Source organism: Prochlorococcus sp. MIT2308, from assembly GCF_059772345.1.
The window spans coordinates 907165-926073 of sequence record NZ_CM186283.1; the positions used below are offsets into that span (position 1 = coordinate 907165).

General features: G+C 36.8%; 16 protein-coding genes and 2 tRNA genes. 11 read left to right on the forward strand and 7 right to left on the reverse strand.

Going from position 1 to position 18909, the window contains the following annotated elements; all coding sequences use genetic code 11:
- Positions 1-64: 64 nt before the first annotated feature.
- Positions 65-1612, reverse strand: coding sequence for an NAD(P)H-hydrate dehydratase (locus AC6EIW_RS05430; protein ID WP_498521544.1), 1548 nt, complete (start codon positions 1610-1612; stop codon positions 65-67).
- Between the two features lie 43 nt (positions 1613-1655).
- Here AC6EIW_RS05430 and mnmA point away from each other — a divergent pair, with 43 nt between their 5' ends.
- Positions 1656-2870, forward strand: a complete 1215-nt coding sequence (gene mnmA, locus AC6EIW_RS05435) for a tRNA 2-thiouridine(34) synthase MnmA (RefSeq protein ID WP_498521545.1) — start codon at positions 1656-1658, stop codon at positions 2868-2870.
- A gap of 2 nt (positions 2871-2872) precedes the next feature.
- Here the strand turns inward: mnmA and AC6EIW_RS05440 are convergent, their stop codons facing one another.
- A complete protein-coding gene (locus AC6EIW_RS05440) occupies positions 2873-4345 on the reverse strand; it encodes an apolipoprotein N-acyltransferase (protein WP_498521546.1) in 1473 nt (490 codons plus the stop codon).
- A gap of 163 nt (positions 4346-4508) precedes the next feature.
- Here AC6EIW_RS05440 and AC6EIW_RS05445 point away from each other — a divergent pair, with 163 nt between their 5' ends.
- The 3 genes from AC6EIW_RS05445 (at position 4509) to sodX (ending at position 5991) form a co-directional block, all read left to right on the forward strand.
- Positions 4509-5063 carry an FKBP-type peptidyl-prolyl cis-trans isomerase gene (locus AC6EIW_RS05445; protein ID WP_498521618.1) on the forward strand — a complete coding sequence of 185 codons (555 nt, stop codon included), beginning with the start codon at positions 4509-4511 and terminating at the stop codon, positions 5061-5063.
- 105 nt (positions 5064-5168) lie between these two features.
- Positions 5169-5639: a superoxide dismutase, Ni gene (sodN, locus tag AC6EIW_RS05450; RefSeq protein ID WP_498521547.1), complete on the forward strand. Its 471-nt coding sequence runs from the start codon at positions 5169-5171 to the stop codon at positions 5637-5639.
- Positions 5614-5991 carry a nickel-type superoxide dismutase maturation protease gene (gene sodX, locus AC6EIW_RS05455; protein WP_498521548.1) on the forward strand — a complete coding sequence of 126 codons (378 nt, stop codon included), beginning with the start codon at positions 5614-5616 and terminating at the stop codon, positions 5989-5991. The genes sodN and sodX overlap by 26 nt, the downstream gene beginning before the upstream one ends.
- A gap of 33 nt (positions 5992-6024) precedes the next feature.
- Here the strand turns inward: sodX and trpC are convergent, their stop codons facing one another.
- Genes trpC through AC6EIW_RS05470 form a run of 3 tightly spaced genes read right to left on the reverse strand, consistent with a single transcriptional unit; the run spans position 6025 to position 9231 of the window.
- Positions 6025-6912 carry an indole-3-glycerol phosphate synthase TrpC gene (gene trpC / locus AC6EIW_RS05460; protein ID WP_498521549.1) on the reverse strand — a complete coding sequence of 296 codons (888 nt, stop codon included), beginning with the start codon at positions 6910-6912 and terminating at the stop codon, positions 6025-6027.
- 43 nt (positions 6913-6955) lie between these two features.
- Entirely contained in the window at positions 6956-8398 is a 1443-nt protein-coding gene (lpdA, locus tag AC6EIW_RS05465) for a dihydrolipoyl dehydrogenase (protein ID WP_498521550.1), read from the reverse strand.
- A gap of 5 nt (positions 8399-8403) precedes the next feature.
- Positions 8404-9231: a TrmH family RNA methyltransferase gene (locus AC6EIW_RS05470; RefSeq protein ID WP_498521551.1), complete on the reverse strand. Its 828-nt coding sequence runs from the start codon at positions 9229-9231 to the stop codon at positions 8404-8406.
- 241 nt (positions 9232-9472) lie between these two features.
- Here AC6EIW_RS05470 and murA point away from each other — a divergent pair, with 241 nt between their 5' ends.
- From murA to AC6EIW_RS05490, 4 genes are all read left to right on the forward strand, one after another.
- Positions 9473-10849 (forward strand): UDP-N-acetylglucosamine 1-carboxyvinyltransferase, encoded by a 1377-nt coding sequence (gene murA / locus AC6EIW_RS05475; protein ID WP_498521552.1) that lies wholly within the window; start codon positions 9473-9475, stop codon positions 10847-10849.
- Between the two features lie 39 nt (positions 10850-10888).
- A tRNA-Leu gene (locus tag AC6EIW_RS05480) sits at positions 10889-10970 on the forward strand.
- Positions 10971-10978: 8 nt separating this feature from the next.
- Positions 10979-12160 (forward strand): aspartate aminotransferase family protein, encoded by a 1182-nt coding sequence (locus AC6EIW_RS05485; protein WP_498521553.1) that lies wholly within the window; start codon positions 10979-10981, stop codon positions 12158-12160.
- Positions 12139-13377 carry a bifunctional folylpolyglutamate synthase/dihydrofolate synthase gene (locus AC6EIW_RS05490; RefSeq protein WP_498521554.1) on the forward strand — a complete coding sequence of 413 codons (1239 nt, stop codon included), beginning with the start codon at positions 12139-12141 and terminating at the stop codon, positions 13375-13377. Before AC6EIW_RS05485 ends, AC6EIW_RS05490 begins: the two co-directional genes overlap by 22 nt.
- A 21-nt stretch (positions 13378-13398) precedes the next feature.
- Here the strand turns inward: AC6EIW_RS05490 and AC6EIW_RS05495 are convergent, their stop codons facing one another.
- Together AC6EIW_RS05495 and AC6EIW_RS05500 are read right to left on the reverse strand one after the other, a co-directional pair.
- Complete coding sequence (locus AC6EIW_RS05495; protein WP_498521555.1) at positions 13399-14751, reverse strand: FAD-binding oxidoreductase; 1353 nt, start codon at positions 14749-14751, stop codon at positions 13399-13401.
- 3 nt (positions 14752-14754) lie between these two features.
- Positions 14755-16062 carry an amidohydrolase family protein gene (locus AC6EIW_RS05500; RefSeq protein WP_498521556.1) on the reverse strand — a complete coding sequence of 436 codons (1308 nt, stop codon included), beginning with the start codon at positions 16060-16062 and terminating at the stop codon, positions 14755-14757.
- A 204-nt stretch (positions 16063-16266) separates the two neighbouring features.
- Here AC6EIW_RS05500 and AC6EIW_RS05505 point away from each other — a divergent pair.
- The 3 genes from AC6EIW_RS05505 to AC6EIW_RS05515 all read left to right on the forward strand — a co-directional run bounded on the left by AC6EIW_RS05505 (position 16267) and on the right by AC6EIW_RS05515 (position 18908).
- Positions 16267-16339 (forward strand) — tRNA-His (locus tag AC6EIW_RS05505).
- Positions 16340-16401: 62 nt separating this feature from the next.
- Positions 16402-17793 (forward strand): tRNA (N6-isopentenyl adenosine(37)-C2)-methylthiotransferase MiaB, encoded by a 1392-nt coding sequence (gene miaB / locus AC6EIW_RS05510; protein ID WP_498521557.1) that lies wholly within the window; start codon positions 16402-16404, stop codon positions 17791-17793.
- A 53-nt stretch (positions 17794-17846) separates the two neighbouring features.
- Entirely contained in the window at positions 17847-18908 is a 1062-nt protein-coding gene (locus AC6EIW_RS05515) for a D-alanine--D-alanine ligase family protein (RefSeq protein ID WP_498521558.1), read from the forward strand.
- Position 18909: the final 1 nt, after the last annotated feature.

Sequence of the window (18909 nt, forward strand, 5' to 3'; positions counted from 1 at the left end):
ATTAGTTAACAAATGGCACCAAATCCACCACTTAATGCCCTGTAAATGGTTGTTTCAAAACATTTCAGGTGCTTTCTTTTTTTATTAATTCACTAAGAAAAGTGCAAATAGTGCTAGCTGTGCTCCCTTTTTCGCAAAAAGCTCCAGCGTATGCATGCATCAAAGCTGACGCAGCGAGCAAACTAGTATCCAATTTTTTAGCACTTGCGAGCCCAGAAGCACCCATCCCTGATACAAACCCAGCCAGAACATCGCCAAGGCCAGTTCTTGCAACACTTGAATTCACTTGCCCTATTTGCCAGGTTTTTCCCTCTGGATCAGAAATAACACTATGAGCAGATTTCAATAGGACAGAAGAATTGCAAATTTTTGCAGCTGCTATTCCCGCCTTCAAGGTATTCGAGCAATCAATTAAAGGAAATAGCCTTTTAAATTCTTCAAGATGAGGGGTAAGCCAAGTAGGACCTTTTCTATCGTTTAGCCATTCCCATCCTTTCGAAGTTATCGAAAGCCTATTTATTGCATCAGCATCAAGAACAAGTAAGCCTTTGAAATCCTGTAAGTCAAAGCCAAAACAATCTTTTTCTTTTGCAAAACCTAATCCAGGTCCAAGCAAAATTGAGTCAAACCTATTCAAATCAACTTCATTTAAAACTTTGGCAAAATCTGAAGAACCATCCTGAAAAGTATTTAGATCTCCAAGCAATAAAACTTCGGGATGAGTACTCCAAAGAGCAGATGAAACTGAATAAGGCAATAAAGCGCTCACACTACCAGTTCCACTTGCTAAAGCCCCATTCAAGGCAAGGCATGCTGCGCCTCTATATTTTTCGCTTCCTGCAATCACCAGAACTCTTCCTCTTTGATATTTACTTTTACTTTTCCTTGGCTTAGGCCAAACGAAATCAGATAAATCTGAAAACGAAATCCGTAGAGGCTGTGTTCCAGGAAGATTAGCCAAAATCTTATCTGGGATCCCAATATCTATTCTCTCTAAATCACCGACAAAATCAATAGCTGAATCTTGAATTAAACCAGTCTTAAATAGGCCTAAAGACAGTGTTGAAGCAGCTTTAAATGACGTATTTGATACTGTATTCCCATTATCTGAGTCTAATCCAGCGGGAACATCAATACTAATAAGTTTTTCAGGACTAGATTTCTTCTTCATATTCAATAAGTGAACTATTTCATCAGAAATAATTCTTGATTGACCTAATCCAAATAATGCCTCAATCCATAATGAATCAGAATTCGAGTCAGGTTTATGATCCAAGTTTTTAATACCTATTCGAAGTGCATAGTCGAAATGTTTTTGTGTTAATTCTTTTTTCAATGGGAATGGACACCAAATAGAGATATCAACGCCTGCCATATAAAGTTCTCTTGCTACAACAAGCCCATCGCCTCCATTGTGCCCTGGCCCTACTAAAACGATTGCACCATTTTCAATCAATCCTTGCCTGTCTAATATCCATGAAGAGATACCAATCCCTACTTTTTCCATAAGAGCTTCAACAGGCATACCCATAGAAAACATTTCTTTTTCTATGGTTTGCATCTGCTCTGAAGTAACCATCACATGTTCCGAATCAGATTGAGGCCAATTCAAAATCAAAAAACAACCAAACCACTATGAATAGAAGTTACTATCAATGCCCATGAATGTGGAAACAAGAGAAACAAAAAAAGTTCTAAATCATTTGACTTCAGAAGAAACAGTCGCGAAAACATTAAAAAGACTGAAAGCATTCTCTGGAAATCATTCGGTTGTAGTGGGGCTTTCCGGAGGCGTTGATAGCTCCTTAACGGCTGCTCTCCTCTGTCAAGCTGGTTGGGATGTTGTGGGTTTAACTTTGTGGCTAATGAAAGGGAAAGGGTCTTGTTGCTCAGATGGATTAATTGATGCAGCGGGGATATGCGAACAACTTGGAATTAAGCATCACATAGTCGATTCAAAAGAAATTTTCCAAAAAGAAATAATTAATAATGTCGTAAAAGGATATGAAGAAGGAATTACTCCCTTGCCCTGCTCTCGCTGCAATAAATCAGTCAAATTCTCAGAAATGCTGAAATGGGTTAAAGAAAATAAAAATGTCGAGAAGATCGCCACAGGGCATTATGCAAGGATTAGATATTCAAATGAATCTTTCGATGGAAATGATCTTCCTAGTGATGGGATTAAAAGGCATAAGCTTTTAAGAGGTAAAGATCTCAACAAAGATCAAAGCTATTTTCTATATGATCTCCCACAAGAAATCCTAGGAAAAACAATTTTTCCTCTTGGAGAATTAACCAAAGAGATAACGCGAATCGAAGCTTTTAAACATTCATTAAAAACTGCCGAAAAACCAGAAAGTCAAGACCTATGTCTAGCTGAACATTACGGATCAATGAATGCTTTTATTGACAAGTATCTCCCAAAAAAGGAAGGAGAGATTGTCCTTAAAAACGGAAAAGTTATAGGTTCCCATAATGGGATTCAACATTTCACGATAGGACAAAGAAAGGGATTAGGTATTGCATGGGAAGTTCCTCTGCATGTTGTTGAAATTGATCCCTCTTTCAACAGAGTAATTGTTGCCCCAAGAGAAGATTCTGGTAAGTCAGAGTGTATTGTCAAAGATATAAATTGGGTATCAATTGAAGCACCTCAGAAACCAATACAAGTTGAGGTGCAAATCAGATACAGAAGTAGAGCAGTAAAAGCGAAATTATTACCAATTATTGACAGTGAAAAAGTAAATTATTGTAATAAATGTCATATTCATTTCGAAGAAGATCAATTTTCAATCACTCCTGGACAAGCAGCAGTATTTTACAAGGGAGATTATGTATTAGGTGGAGGACTTATTTCGAAAGAATATTAATACTAATTATATTTACGTGATCGCAAAATGCGTATTAAACTTATAAACCCAACTAAAATCAAAGGCAAGTCAGAAATATATGTATATAATGTTTTCTTTTCATTTAATTGAAGATCAACGAGTTGAACATGTTCTTTATTGGGTTTAAGTAGGGTATCAATTCTTCCATTACTTTTAATCAAAGATGTTGGGCCCGTATTGGAAACAGAGATTAAATTTTTTGCTGTTTCAATACTCCTTAATTGAGCAATAGATAAAAATTGTCTCTGCAAAGAAATCGGATAGGGATCTAAATTGGCAATCACTAAAATCCATTTAGCCCCTTGATTGACTGCTTTAGCTATGGCTTTTCCATTACTCAATTCATAACAAATAACACCTGCAAAAGATGGTCCATCCCAATCAAGAAGTCTTGATGGATTACCACCTTCAATTCCACCTACTGCAGAAAGACCATTTTTCAAAAATTTGGGCAATGCAGGCATCCATTCTCCTAGAGGAACTAATCTAGATTTATCCAATACATCCGAAAAAGACTTTTCTCCTGGATTAAAAACCAATATTGAACTTCGTAGAGAACCGTTTATTTTCCTAAAACCTCCTGAGAGAAACTTAACAGGAAAATCGCGAATCTTTGATCTATCAACTGGCAACGTTCCCTCTGGAGCAATTAAAAAAGATGCATTCATTTCAACAGCATCAGTTAATGCTTTATCTACTTTTGAGGGCAAAGCATTTATTTCTTCCTGACTAAATTTTTGTCTTATTGGAATATTTGTTTGCCACATCGCAACCTGTTCTGCCGAACCTATTGGGGAATCCAACAACAAGATAAATCCAATTAAATGAGCCAAGGAAAAATAAGCAAATCCAACAAAAATCAATTTCTTGAGTTTTTTCCTTGATTGAAAAGCCATTGAAAGTTGCCAAAGCCACCATCCAGCCAAAAGGTGGATAGAGGCTAAGCCTCCCGAACCTATCCATCTTGCTAATCCAGCCAAGTATCTATCTTGTGGCAATGAACTTGGCCCTACACCCATCCAAAACAAAGGGCCTCTAGATAGGATTTCTTCAGTTAGACCCCATATTGTTGACAATAAGACGGCATAAATAAACTTATTTTCTAATTTAGAAAACTGCAGTCTTCCAGGAGCCAAAAAACCACTTAAAGCTGACCAACTAAAAACCAGAGTCCCTCCAAAGACTCCACACAAAAGCCATATAGCAATGGTAATGGGCAAGCTTAAACTTGAGTTTATCCCTACCCAATTGAGTGGATGCAAAGATAGCAACCACTTATGACTCCATAAAATAGCCACCCCACCCCAACAAAACCCCCCCCATGGATTCTTGCTGGCAGACCAAAGTAAAGATATTCCCAAAAGCATGCATAAGTAATTGCCTTCACAAAGAGAGATTCCTGCTAGAACTCCACCAGCAAAAGCTTTAACAAAAAGAAGATAGATATCATTCATTAATCTAATTTAATAAAATACGCACCGACAAAATTCATACTCTCTGGTTAGTTATCTTTTAAATAGATGTAATTTGGGTATTAATCTGTAAGAATATTTTTGACCACATAATATTGCTGTGAGAGAAATTTTAATTAGCCTTTCTGTTTGCCTTAGCTGCTTGATGATTGCAGTGATCAGCCAAATCATCTCACCAACTCCAACGAATGCCTCACAAATTGACCAACCAATCCAAGCAGACGTGAGGCAATCCGCAACTACCAGCGAGCCTGTAACTAATCCATTTGAATTAGACCCAGAAGACTCAAATCCATCACTTTTTACTATGGCTTCAGATAACACCAGTTCAAGCCAAACCCCTCTAGGAGGAGCTGAAATAGGATCATCTCAAGTAACTTCAAGTGGGCTTGAAATTACAGAATTAGTTTTAGGTACTGGTCAAGAAGCTACTCCAGGAACAAGTGTCTCTGTAAATTACAAGGGTACTCTTGTTGATGGGAAAGAATTTGACAGCAGTTATGGGAGAGGTCCTTTTGAATTTTCTCTTGGTGCCGGAATGGTGATAAAGGGTTGGGATGAGGGAGTCGCAGGAATGAAAGTTGGAGGTAAAAGAAAATTAGTCATTCCACCAGAATTGGGCTATGGCAGCAGAGGAATAGGTCCAATCCCCCCTAATTCAGTTTTAACTTTTGAAGTGGAATTATTGGGAGTAAAATAAATTTCTTAAATTATTCAGAAATATTCAGAAAGCCCATAAAAAATTATGGCGTTTGTTGACAAACGCCATTAATGTAAAAAAAAATGTTCACAAATCATTTCTCAGATGTTGAGCGAAACACTTACATCAATCTTTAACAAGCTTCCAGCAAAATCTGTTCACGCTCACTGTGACGGACCTTGCGGTGTATACGACCCTGCTTCTGCAAGAGTTGCCGCAGAGGCAGTTTTGTCTATGACAAAAAAACTTATTGCTCTAGCTCCAGCTGGCAACGATCAAGCTTCCATTGCAGCACATAACAACACTTTTTCTCGTTTCGTTGCGATTAAAGAAGAAGAATCACAAAAGGCAAAAAAAGAACTTCTAATTCTCTGGACTGATTACTTCAAGCCTGAACACCTAGCTACATATCCAGATCTTCATGACACTTTTTGGAAAGCAGCAAAGCTTTGTAGTGCATGCAAGGTAAATATTGATCAAGCCAAGGCAGAAGAATTATTAGCAACTGTGCAAAAGATCCATTCTATGTTTTGGTCTTCAAAAGGTAGAAGTGATAGCTGGGTTACCGCAAGCTAATAAAAGTCTTTTCCACAAGCCGGACCTATTTACTTTATTTACTGTAATAATCGGTTACCGACAACACCTACGTGTTGTCGGTAAATCTATGGAAAGAACTCTTAAAGAGGGAGATTTAGTAACATATAAAAAGTTAAACAAAAAAAATATTGACTTAAAGATTGGCGATATCGTTGTTGCCTCTCATCCATTAAAAAAAAATAAGTTAATAATAAAAAGGATTCATAGGATTTATCAAAACAAATTTGATTTAAGAGGAGATAACTCCTTAGCAAGCACTGACAGTAGGGTATTAGGTTTAATTGAATTAGATTTAATCATCGGAAAAGTAGACAAAATCTTCCAAAAATAGATTTAATTTCTTGGTACATATCTTTTTCTTAATTTATAATTTACCAATTAACTTTTTAACTCCACCTAATATGTCCTCCTGTGACATAAGAGATTCACCAACCAAAACAGCATCAGCCCCATAACTTTTTACCAAAGCCAAATCCTCGCGAGTAAATAAACCTGACTCGCTTACCAAAGTAATAGAATCTCCCTTTAATTGGTTAGCATAATTCTTAGCCAATTCCTTCGTTACTTCCAGATTAGTTTTAAAACTCTTTAAATTTCTATTGTTGATACCTATTAAATTAAATGAATTAATGCTTAGTACTCGTTCAAGTTCTTCTGAGTCATGAACCTCAACTAATATTGTCAGTCCCAAATGTTCAGCGACCTTAGATAAGTACTTTAAATCTGAGTCAGTAAGGATTGCGGCTATCAAAAGTGCAGCATCAGCACCTGAAGCTCTTGCTTGATAAAGCTGATATGGGTAAAGGATAAAATCCTTACATAGTATTGGGATTGTAATTTCTTTTCTGACTTCAACTAAGACATCAAAACCACCTTGAAAGAATTTTTTATCTGTTAAAACTGATATGCAGTTAGCACCTCCCTCTTGATACATTTTACCTATCATTCTCGCATCAAAATCCTGTCTAATTATCCCTCTACTTGGACTGGCTTTTTTTATTTCTGAGATTAGTGCTGGTTTAGATTCACTATTTTTTAATGCCTCTATAAAATTTTTTGTTTTTGGTAAATCCTTGATCTTTTTTTTTAAATCTTCAAGTGAAACTTTTTTTCTTGCAATCTCAACTTCTAGATGTTTTTCCCAAACAATTTCCTCCAAGATATTTTTAGGTTTTGAATCTGGATGAGGGATTGCATATTCTAAATTGGCTACTTTTACACTTGGATTAGGGGGTCTTCTTCTGATTTCCATAATTTAAATAATTGATGATCTATAAAAATAAATTTGATTTGTACTACTTCTTTATTTGTAAAGATGCTTGTTTATAAGCAACCTCCACAACTTCGCTTAAGGTTGGATGAGTATGAACTTCTTTTGCTAAGTCATTTACACGCTGCCTTCTAGCAATTGCATTAGAAACTTCTTGTATAAGATCAGCCGCATGTAATCCATAAATATGAGCACCAAGGACTTCCCCCGTCTCTTTATTAAAAATCAACTTCATAATTCCATCACTTTCTAATTCAGCCAAAGCCTTAGAGTTCGCTTTAAAGTAACTTCTTACGATTCCAAGTTCAAAACCTTCATTTTTCGAAAGATCTTTTGCTTCTTCTTCCGAAAGTCCAACAGAACTTATTTCAGGGTGAGTAAAAGTCGCTGCAGGAATACTTCTATAATCGATTTCTGTAGCTTTTCCTAAAATATTTTCTACGGCAATACTCCCTTGAGCTGCAGCAGTATGGGCCAACATCAACTTACCGGTAACATCTCCCACTGCCCACAGATTAGAAATTGGTTTTTCATTTACCAATACTCTCATCTGATCATCAATCGGAATAAAACCTCTAGTTGTTTCAACTCCTACGGATTTTAGATTAAGATTTTTAGTCGACGGCACTCGTCCTGTTGCAACGAGAACAGCGTCAACTTGTAATTCCTCAATTACTTCTCGACTCTTTGCATCTGTAAGCTCGACCTCTACGGGACACCCTGGCTTAACTTTAGTAGCGAATACTCCAGCTCGAGTTTCGATATCTCTTTTATCAATAAGATTTCTTGAAGCTATTTTCGTAATGTCAGGATCAAAAGTAGGCATTACTTTCTCAAGAGCTTCAATCATGGTTACCTCACAACCTAAAGCTGTATAAATATCGGCGAACTCCAAGCCAATGTAGCCACTACCAATAATTGCGATCCATCGTGGTAGCCATTCAAGATTAATAGCTTCATCACTTGTAAAAACTGTTCGACCATCAATTTCGATCCCAGGAGGAACAAAAGGATCCGAACCTGTAGCCAAGATAATATCTCTAGCGGACAAAATTCTATCAACACCATTTTTTTCTCTTAACCCGACTTTTTGATTACCTTCTAGACGTCCTTCTCCTCTAAGTATTTCTACTCCTGATCTTTCAAGCGTTTTGGTTAGATTTTTTCGAATTGTCTCAACTAAGGATTTTGCATGTTCAGCAATTTTTTTACGTTCAAATCTAACCGGAGCAGAATGTATTCCAAATTCAGCAAGATGAGGTACATTAGCAAGCTCACGAACCTTCCCACTAGCTGCTAGCAATGCTTTAGAGGGAACACAGCCTCTGTTGACACAGGTTCCTCCCATATCTCTTGATTCAACAATAGCGACTTTCAATCCAGCCTCTGCTGCATGTTTTGCAGCGTCAAAGCCTCCATATCCAGCTCCGACAACAATTAAATCGAAGTCAAAAGGAATTTCACTCACGGTTTTCATTTGATACCCTTAACCATTTTTACCCTTTGTCGCTCCAACAAGAGAGGAACTGCAGCAGATGCCACATTTAATGAATCAACTAATGGGCTATGAGGCAACGTAACAAAGTCTGTGCAGCAGGCTTCAATTGAAGGATGAACTCCTGTACCTTCATTACCAAGAACCAATACAGTAGGGACATTCCAGTCTAAGTCCCAATACGGTTTAACTTCTTTATCAGTGACTTTGTTAGGTGAAATTGTTCCAACTATTTGGTAATTATTATCAATTGCAATATTTAGTTTTGAAACAAGCATTTTAATACTTGACGAAAATGAATCCCCTATCCGTTCAAAGGGCAAGTGAAGAACTGTGCCAGCAGAGGATCTTAAAACCTTTTGATTTAGGGGATCTGCTCCTGAAGCCAACCAAATAACATCGTATTCACTAGCAAGAGCTGATCGGAATAAATTCCCTAAATTTCCAGGGTCTTGGATTCTATCTAAAGCCAAAATGTGTTTTGGGGCTTTTTCCAATTTTGGCAATCCTGGCATTGGAAATATCGCTGCAACGCCATCTGGTGACACTGTTGACAAAGATGCTTCTAAAACATTTGGAGTTACTAGGGTTAACAAAGATCTGGAAGGTATTTTTTTTAAGACCTCCTTATTCTCATCACACCAATCTGGAGTTGCAATAACTTCTAATGGCAAAAAATTTGTTTTCAAAGCCTCTTCAAGCAAATTAGACCCCTCAAGCAACAGTGAAGAATGCTTTTCACGTCCGGTTCTTTTCAAAAGAGACCTTAATTTTTTGACTAAGGGGTTTCTTTTACTTGTAATCAATGGGGAATATGAATTATTAATTTTTCAACCTCAAATTATTAAATTTTTAAAAGTCAGAATAATTTTCAGCTTTGGAATAAGCACTAATATTCTTATTAAAATTAATACAAACTATCTTAAAATTTTATTTAAATTTTCAACATTATCAAAATATAATTTGAACCCATCAATTTTCAATAAGGTTGACTGGACTATTTTAATTCCGCTTGGCATTATAGCGAGGTAAGCAGTTCGCACCAATATGAGTAGTGTGGCGACAATTAAAAGGAATGTTATTCCGCCACATCTGGAGGTAAAAGGAGGGTGTCCGCTTAGTGGGATTTTAAAAGTTAGTGGAGCAAAAAATTCTTCACTAGTCTTAATGGCTGCTGCTCTTCTTACCAAAGAAAAGCTACTTATTGAGAATGTCCCACAACTTACGGACATTGAGGTAATGTCAGAGATTCTTAGTAATTTGGGTGCAAAGTTAACTAAAACCAATAATTCTATAGAGATTAATTCAGAGTTCATTCATAACGCAGAATTACCTTATCAACTGGTTCATAGCTTAAGAGCAAGTTTTTTCTGTGTTGGGCCCTTACTGACAAGACTTGGAAAAGCAAAAATTCCTTTACCAGGTGGTTGCAATATTGGAGCAAGACCTGTTGATGAGCACATCAATGGTCTTAAAGCTTTAGGAGCGGAAGTTGAAGTTAAGGATGATGTTGTAAAAGCTCAAGTTTCATCCAAAAACAAAAGATTACATGGTGCAAATATTACTCTTAAATATCCAAGCGTTGGAGCGACAGAAACCATTGTGATGGCTTCTTCCTTAGCTTTAGGCAAAACAACAATATCGAACGCCGCTAGAGAACCAGAGATACAGGATCTAGCTAAAATGCTTAATTCAATGGGGGCAAAGGTTTTTGGAGCCGGAACGAAAAAAATCACCATCATCGGAGTGGAATCTTTAAGAGGAACTTCTCATTCTGTTATCCCCGACAGGATAGAAGCAGGAACTTTTCTTATTGCGGCAGCAATAACACGATCACCACTCACAATTGGTCCGGTAATCCCAAATCATTTGGGTGCCGTTATTTCAAAACTACAAGAATGTGGCTGTTCAATATCTCATCATGGGAATCATCATTTGAAAATCATTCCAAGAGACATTTCAGGAGTTGAGATAACCACAAATCCATTCCCTGGTTTCCCAACTGATCTTCAGGCTCCATTTATGTCATTGATGGCCACAGCTAAAGGTTCAAGCAAAATTAAAGAAAGTGTTTTCGAGAAGAGAATGCAACATGTTTTGGAGCTAAATAAAATGGGCGCGTGTATTTATCTTGAAAACAATACTGCTCATGTAGAAGGAGTAAAAGAACTTTTAGGTTCAAATGTGAAGGGAGGAGATTTACGGTCTTCTGCTGCCATTATCCTTGCATGTCTCTCTGCTAAAGGAACTAGTATTTTCTCGGGCCTCGAGCACTTAGATAGAGGTTATGAAAAATTTGAAGAAAAATTAACTAATGCAGGTTCTATTATTTCTAGAAAGTTTGAAAAAATAACACCTAAAAATTCCTTCACCAGCAACACAATTAGTGAAGACAATATTAATACTCAAAAAAATGCGGCTTAGTTTCATATTTTTGCTAGTTTTGACATAAAATGGAATTATGGGAGCGTGGTGGAATTGGTAGACGCACCGCACTCAAAATGCGGCACCTTCGGGTTTGTCGGTTCAAGTCCGACCGCTCCCACTTCAATGATGAACACTTACAATCGTTTTCCTTTAGACCTTGTTAGGGGTAAAGGCTCGTGGGTATGGGACACAGAAGGTGGAAAATATCTTGATGCGGTAGCTGGCATTGCTACTTGTTCGTTAGGCCACAGTGATAAAGCACTAAATAAATCCTTATCAAAGCAATTAAGAAAACTTCAACATGTATCTAATCTTTACGGTATCCCAGAGCAAGAAGAATTAGCTCAGTGGTTGACTTCTAATAGTTTTGCTGAGAGTGTATTTTTCTGTAATAGCGGTGCAGAAGCAAACGAAGCTGCAATTAAATTGGCAAGAAAATATGGGCATATTGAACGCAACATAGACAATCCAATTATTCTTTGCTCAAAGGAAAGCTTTCACGGAAGAACTCTCGCAGCAGTAAGTGCGACTGGGCAACCGAAATATCACAAAGGCTTCGAGCCAATTGTTCAGGGATTCAAGTTCTTTTTTTATAACGATAGTGAGTCTTTTGAAAATCTATTTGATGATTTAGAAAAAACAGGTCCAACAATTGCAGCTGTTTTAATTGAACCCATACAAGGTGAGGGAGGAATTAATATTGGGAAAAAATCATTTTTTGAGCTTTTAAGGAAAAAATGTACGAGCAACAATGTTTTATTGATATTTGATGAAGTCCAAACCGGAATGGGAAGGACAGGTACTCTTTGGGGATATGAACAACTAGGAATTGAACCTGATGTTTTCACATTAGCCAAAGGCCTTGGAGGTGGGCATGCAATAGGAGCCCTATTAGCCAATAAGCTGGCTGATGTCTTTCAGCCCGGTGATCATGCCAGCACTTTTGGAGGGAATCCTTTCGCTTGCAGAGCAGCTCTAACCGTTGGGAAAGAAATTCAAAAAAGAGACCTCCTAAATAAAGTCAACGACAGAGGTGATCAGTTGAAAGAAGGATTAAGTAAACTATCAGAAAAATATTCAGATATATTTATCTCCACAAGAGGCGTTGGTCTTATTCAAGGTCTCGTCATAAAAGACGATATCAAAATAACATCTCTTGATATTGTCAAATCCGCCTTAGAGGAAAAGCTTCTTCTAGTATCAGCAGGTACAAAGGTAGTAAGGATAGTCCCAGCTTTAACTATTACAAAAAAAGAAGTCAAAGAGCTTATTGTGAGACTAGACAAATGTCTGATGAAACTTTCATAACAAAATCGAAATTCATTTTTGAAACCAAGAGCACAGAATATAAAAATATGAATCTGGGAATAGATCGTATGTTATCGGCTATTAATGCCATGGGAGAGCCCTGCAAAAAAACACCTGCCATTCATATTGCCGGAACAAATGGGAAAGGCTCTATTGCAGCTTTTATTAATAGTGTTCTTAGCTTAGCCAATATCAAAACTGGAGTTACCACTTCGCCCCATTTAGTTGATTGGGTGGAGAGAATATGTATCAACAAAACTCATATACCTAAAGAAGAATTTCAATCATTAAGTCTCGCTCTTACTCCAATTGCAGAAAAATATAGATTAACTCCTTTTGAATTTGTTATTGCAATAGCACTTAAATATTTTACTTTAAAAGAAGTTGAACTTCTTATCCTTGAAGTAGGACTCGGAGGTAGACTTGATGCAACTACCGCACATAAATATAGACCTATTATTGCATTTGGAGCTATTGGTCTTGATCATTGTGAATACCTGGGTGATAATCTAGAAAAAATAGCTACTGAAAAAGCAGCTGTAATAACTTCAAAGAGTGTTGTCATTACAGCTGCTCAACACAATATTGTAAAAAGAGTTTTCGAAGAAACTGCCCGTAAGCAACAAGCAGTCATTCATTGGGTAGATCCACTTCCTTCAGACTGGGAACTCGGTCTATCAGGAGCAATACAAAAAGAAAATGCAGCCGTAGCTAAAGGAGTTATTGAATCCTTAAAAAATATTGGATGGTCTATTTCTAAAGAACAAATTCGAGAGGGTTTCTCTCTTGCTAAATGGCCAGGAAGACTTCAAGCATTAAAATGGAAAGGATTACCAATAGTTGTTGATGGTGCACATAATCCTCATGCGGCAAACCAATTATCCATTGAACGAGACGCATGGACTGATCAAGAAAATGGAATTATTTGGATACTAGGAATTCAAAAAAGAAAAGACATGGTAGGCATTTTACAGAAGCTAATCAGAGAAAAAGATTTAGCATGGCTAGTTCCTGTTCCTGGCCAACAAAGCTGGTCTAAAGATCAAATTTTAAGTTTTTGCCCTGTATTTAAAGACCAACTCAAAGAAGCGCTTAGCGTGGAAGATGTTTTATCAGCACTTAATAAGCAACATAGATGGCCATCTCCACCCCCTGTAATTACAGGATCACTCTATTTAATCGGTGATCTTTTTCAAAGGAAAATATTGACAATTTAAATTGATTGATAAATTAATAAATCAATTGTCTTTTAGATTCCACCCTTTGAGTTTACCTGGATTGAGAATCCCTTTTGGATCAAAGTTACACTTAGCTTGCACTTGATTAGAATCAATTACACCTAGACCTCCATCTTCAACAGTGATTGTATGCGGATTAAAAATCACTGCCCCAAGGTCTCTGCATTGACTGATTAATTGATTCATAGCTTCTTCACCTTGCCATTTAACAAGTGGGAGTGAAGCTATTCTTTGAACTCCATTTTGACGAACACATTCCAAATGCCATAAAAGATTGGATCCCCACTCAGATTTCAATTTTCTCATCATTTCAGATTCAGGCTGAGGAAGAAGCATTTGCAAATAAGTCCAACCAGGATCAATGCCACGCATATGTAAAGTTGTATGGTTCCAAGAAAGTTCTCGAAGGCCTGTCCCAGCCTTCAGGTTCTCCGGGCCCAAGTCATCAAAGTCTGCGCCAGCTAACTTTGCAAGTCGCTCAACTGTACTAACACCATCAGGCGCGACCAACAATAATATTCTATGTTTACTTGAAGGCTTACCAGACCAATGCGGAAGACAGTTAAGAATTTCTTTCTCTAACAAGGTTCCCAAATAAAGATCTAGTGCAGCACAATTAAATTTGCTTAACAAGTCAACAGCCTGATTCCAATCAAAACAATCGACAACTATTTGTTGCCATTCAACAGATGGAGCAGTCGTCAATGTCAACGCAGTAATAATTCCGTTGGTTCCATAAGCATGGTTCAATGCCTCAGACTCGTTTGCGTTCAATTCTAGTTTTCTTGGGGAATCCTCAGTCGTTATTATTTCTAAGGATTGCAAATGGCCAGGATCTCGCAGGAAGCCCCAACGAATGGATCCTATTCCACCTGAACCACCAGCGATAAAGCCGCCAATAGAGGCGCTTCTCCATGTACTGGGAAGCAACCGTAATTGTCGACCATGTTTCATTAACTCATCATTGATATCTCTGAGCAAACAACCAGATTCAACTGTGATTTCACCTGATTTTGAATCGAAATTTCTAATTTTCTTTAGACCAGACATAACCATAACTACTCCACCATCAAGGGGAACACTTTGCCCGTAGTTCCCTGTTCCTGATCCTCTAAGTGTCAACGGAGTTGAGTGCTTATTACAAATTCGAGCAACATCAATAATGGCATCTACCGAAAGTGGTCGAACAACTATGTCAGCCAAGCAATCTTTCAATTCATTAATCAATATTGGTGAATAATCAAAGAAATCTTTAGAGAACCTTTTTAAATCACTAGTTTTTTGATAGATCTCTAGTTGAGATACTTGTTTTAGTTCACTTAATAGCAACTCTATTTTCTCTTTACTAGTCATGACTCATGATTTGTGAATGTTGTTTTTGTTTTTAGGCAATTCATTCAAGAATTCACCATTAACTACTACTCTTCTTTTAGGTCTCTCAGACAAAGCTTGAACCCAACTAGTTGAATCTAACAAAATAAAATCCGCAGGACTTCCCTTTTGAAAAATTCCATCCCATTTAAGGTTAAGTAAATCTGCTGGAGACCAAGTAAATGGAGAAAGGCCCAATCTGTCCCATGGAGATAAATGAGCAATTGTCATGGAGAGTGACATTAAATTTATAGGATCAAAATTAGATAAAGGGAACCATGAATCATTTATATTGTCTCCTCCTACAGATACATCAACTCCCGCTTTTTGAAGTTGAAAAATAGGTGCTAGTGGTCTTTTCGTTGAGGTGGCTCGATCTTTTCTTCCTAAAAGCCAAGAATTAGTTAATGGTAAAGAAACTACTTTTAATCTGTTCTTAGCCATTTTGTTCGCTAAAAATGAAATCTCCTTTTCTCTTAACAATCCCAAACTGCTTAGATGACTACAAGTTATTGACATCTCATTTTTAACTTGGCTTAATACTTCTAGAAGTAATTTCAATCCCACAGCCGGGCAAAATTGAGATTCATCAATATGAAGATCAATATCACACTTAAGTCTATTTGCTAGTTGCACTAGGTGAAGTAAGGACTTGAAAGTGTTCCTTTTATTGAAAGGTGGAGCTATCACCCCACCTAAGAGATCTCCATTTAGAGCAACTCTTTGAGCTAAAAGCTCACCTTCATCGCTTTGCCAAAATTCTAATGGAACCAAAGCCACAAACTGTAAAAAAATTTTCTCTTGCCATTTTGTTCTAATACTTTCTATCTGATCCCAATCTCTCATTGCTGTTTTTCCAAAACTATCTATATGAGATCTGATTGCCCTAATCCCATTAACAAGAGCTAGGTTGAGACACTTTTCAACTCTGAAAATCAATTCTTCTTCAGACCTCAATTCATATTCACGAAGGTTTGCTGCTAAAGCTTCTTGATAACTACCCCTCAAGTTAGGTGAACGTGACCATGAAAATGCTTTATCTATATGCGCATGCGGTTCTGCAAATCTTGGCAAAAGGATTTCTTCAGTGACTTTTGAAGTTTCTTCTAAGCCCCTAATTGATGTAATTGTTCCATCTCGCCACTCAAGCCGAGCAGACAACAATCCTTCTTTGTCAATTGAAGTTCCAAACACATCATGTCCACTACCAATTAAACATCTTGGAACAAGAACATCCACGCGCCCAGACTTTGGAGGACTTGCAATAACTTCAACATCTTTTGCGAAATTCACTTGTGAATAGATTTCAAAACCGGGTTTATTATTATGTGTTCTACTTACACAGTAACTTCTATATCTGTCAATTGCGTTTTGATCAAGATATAAAAAGTGATATTTTTAATCCTTACTATCTACAATAGCCACAAGCTAAATTTTTTTACCAAAATCATTTTGGAATTTCAAAATGACAAATCATTGGTAGATTAAAAGCACAAGGCGGGCGTCGCCAAGTGGTTAAGGCAGCGGCTTGTGGCGCCGCTATACGGGGGTTCGAATCCCCTCGCTCGCCCTTAAATTTTTTTTAGGACAATCTTAAAAGTCTTTTCCCCCAAGGAAAAAAATTAATCTGCGATGACAACATCCATAGCTCCTGCTAAACAAAGCAAGTCTTTTAGAAGCCATAGAGGAAGCTACTGGATTACCACTTTTGGTTGTCAAATGAATAAAGCTGATTCAGAGAGAATGTCAGGCATTTTGCAAACAATGGGATATGAGCTTGCAGAGGATGAACTTAAGGCAGATTTAGTTCTCTACAACACATGTACTATTCGTGATAATGCTGAGCAAAAAGTTTACAGCTATTTAGGTAGGCAAGCTAGAAGGAAAAAATCAGATCCTAATTTAAAAATTATTATTGCAGGATGCTTAGCTCAACAAGAAGGGGAAACACTTTTAAGAAGAGTTCCTGAAGTAGATCTTGTTATGGGACCTCAGCATGCAAATCGACTGGAGACTCTTCTTAATCAAGTTGATAACGGACATCAGGTGTTAGCGACTGATGAACAGCACATTTACGAAGATATTGCGACAGCAAGAAGAGAGAGCGCTATATGTGGCTGGGTTAATATTATTTATGGATGCAATGAGAGGTGCACTTATTGCGTAGTCCCCTCGGTTAGAGGTAAAGAACAATCACGAACACCGGAAGCTATTAAACATGAAATAGAAGAGTTAGCGAGAATTGGGTATAAAGAAATAACTCTTTTAGGGCAAAATATAGATGCTTATGGCAGAGACTTTAAAGCTTATAAATTCAAGAAATCTGGACAATTAACACTTTCATATTTACTAGAATATATTCATGATATTGAGGGAATAGAGCGTATAAGGTTTGCCACAAGTCACCCTAGGTATTTCACGAAAGAATTAATAGATGTATGTGCAAAACTCCCTAAGGTTTGTGAACACTTTCATATACCAGTCCAAAGTGGAAGTAATAAAATACTCAAGAATATGGGTCGAGGATACACTGTTCAATCCTATAAAGAAATTGTAAGTTATATAAAACAAATAATGCCTGAGTCCTCTATTACTTCTGATGCAATTGTAGCTTTTCCTGGAGAGACCAAAGATGAATTCGAAGAGACGCTATCACTTATTGAGGATGTTCAATTTGACTTGGTAAATACTGCAGCTTATTCTCCCAGACCAAATACCCCAGCTGCCTTATGGCCTAATCAATTATCTGAAACAATAAAAATTGATCGACTAAGAGAAATTAATAACTTAGTAGAAAAGACTGCAAAGAAAAGAAACTTAAGGTATAAAAACTCTTTACAGGAAATACTCGTTGAGAGCATAAATTCTAAAGATAGTTCCCAATTACTAGGAAGGACTAGAACAAATCGATTAACATTTTTCCCAAAGTCTTCAATTGATAGAGAATCACCTCAACCTGGAGAAATAGTGAATATAAAAATCAATGAGATACGTCCATTCTCATTAACTGGAAGTTTGTTATAAATGTTGATTAATTCAATAACCCACGTTTAAAGAATATTGAGAGCTAAATAAATATGTCAAATACAAAGCTAATTATAGGACTAGTTTTCGGTGGAGAATCAAGCGAACACGAAGTTTCCATTAAATCAGCTAAGACAATTTATAATGCTTTATCTCACCCTTACAATAGTAAAAACTTTATTGTAAATCCAATTTATATAAACAAGAATGGGTTTTGGGAGAATAAAGAATACTCAAAGTCAATTTTATTGGAAGAAAAAAAACCAATCATCACAACAAAAAGCAATAAAGTTTCCATTAATAATCTCAGTAACTTTCCAATATTAAGTAACAATGTTGATGTATGGTTCCCTGCACTACATGGACCAAATGGGGAAGATGGCGTTATTCAGGGACTATTTAAATTAACAGGAAAATCTTTTGTTGGATCAGGAACCCTTGGTTCATCATTAGGAATGGATAAAATAGCAATGAAATCAATTTTTAAATCATTCAACCTTCCTCAAGCTCCATATGTTTTTTTACATAAAGAGGATTTAGTAAATAAATTATTAATGAAATCTATTTTTGATGAAATAGAAAAAACAATACATTTTCCATGTTTTGTAAAGCCAGCTAATTTGGGTTCCTCTATTGGCATAACCAAAGCAAAGTCAAAGCAAGAACTTATTTCTGGGATAGAAATTGCAGCAAAATACGATGAGAGGGTAATAGTAGAAAAAAATATCAAAGGGAGAGAACTTGAATGTGGGGTATTAGGAAAGTCCAAAATGAAATCTTCAGTTATTGGCGAAGTTAAATTTGAAACTGATTGGTATACATATGAGTCAAAATATAATGATTGCTTAAGCAATACAATCATCCCAGCTGACTTGAACATAAATATCTCTAATAAAATACAAAGGCTAGCTATCGAGGCATGTAAAGCTATCAATGCTTGTGGCTTGGCTAGAGTCGATTTCTTTTATCAAGATAGTACGCAACAGATTTATATAAATGAAGTTAATACCTTGCCAGGCTTTACTAGAACAAGCATGTATCCAATGTTGTGGGAAGCTTCAGGAATAAAACTAGAAAAACTTGTTGCTAATCTCATAGAAACAGCTAGAGAATGAA

Excerpts from the sequence above, each read along its gene's own strand:
- mnmA (WP_498521545.1), top strand. The coding sequence starts at position 1,656 with ATGCCCATGAATGTGGAAACAAGAGAAACAAAAAAAGTTCTAAATCAT.
- AC6EIW_RS05440 (WP_498521546.1), bottom strand. The coding sequence starts at position 4,345 with ATGAATGATATCTATCTTCTTTTTGTTAAAGCTTTTGCTGGTGGAGTT.
- AC6EIW_RS05445 (WP_498521618.1), top strand. The coding sequence starts at position 4,509 with ATGATTGCAGTGATCAGCCAAATCATCTCACCAACTCCAACGAATGCC.
- sodN (WP_498521547.1), top strand. The coding sequence starts at position 5,169 with ATGTTGAGCGAAACACTTACATCAATCTTTAACAAGCTTCCAGCAAAA.
- trpC (WP_498521549.1), bottom strand. The coding sequence starts at position 6,912 with ATGGAAATCAGAAGAAGACCCCCTAATCCAAGTGTAAAAGTAGCCAAT.
- murA (WP_498521552.1), top strand. The coding sequence starts at position 9,473 with ATGAGTAGTGTGGCGACAATTAAAAGGAATGTTATTCCGCCACATCTG.
- AC6EIW_RS05485 (WP_498521553.1), top strand. The coding sequence starts at position 10,979 with ATGAACACTTACAATCGTTTTCCTTTAGACCTTGTTAGGGGTAAAGGC.
- AC6EIW_RS05490 (WP_498521554.1), top strand. The coding sequence starts at position 12,139 with ATGTCTGATGAAACTTTCATAACAAAATCGAAATTCATTTTTGAAACC.
- AC6EIW_RS05495 (WP_498521555.1), bottom strand. The coding sequence starts at position 14,751 with ATGACTAGTAAAGAGAAAATAGAGTTGCTATTAAGTGAACTAAAACAA.
- miaB (WP_498521557.1), top strand. The coding sequence starts at position 16,402 with ATGACAACATCCATAGCTCCTGCTAAACAAAGCAAGTCTTTTAGAAGC.
- AC6EIW_RS05515 (WP_498521558.1), top strand. The coding sequence starts at position 17,847 with ATGTCAAATACAAAGCTAATTATAGGACTAGTTTTCGGTGGAGAATCA.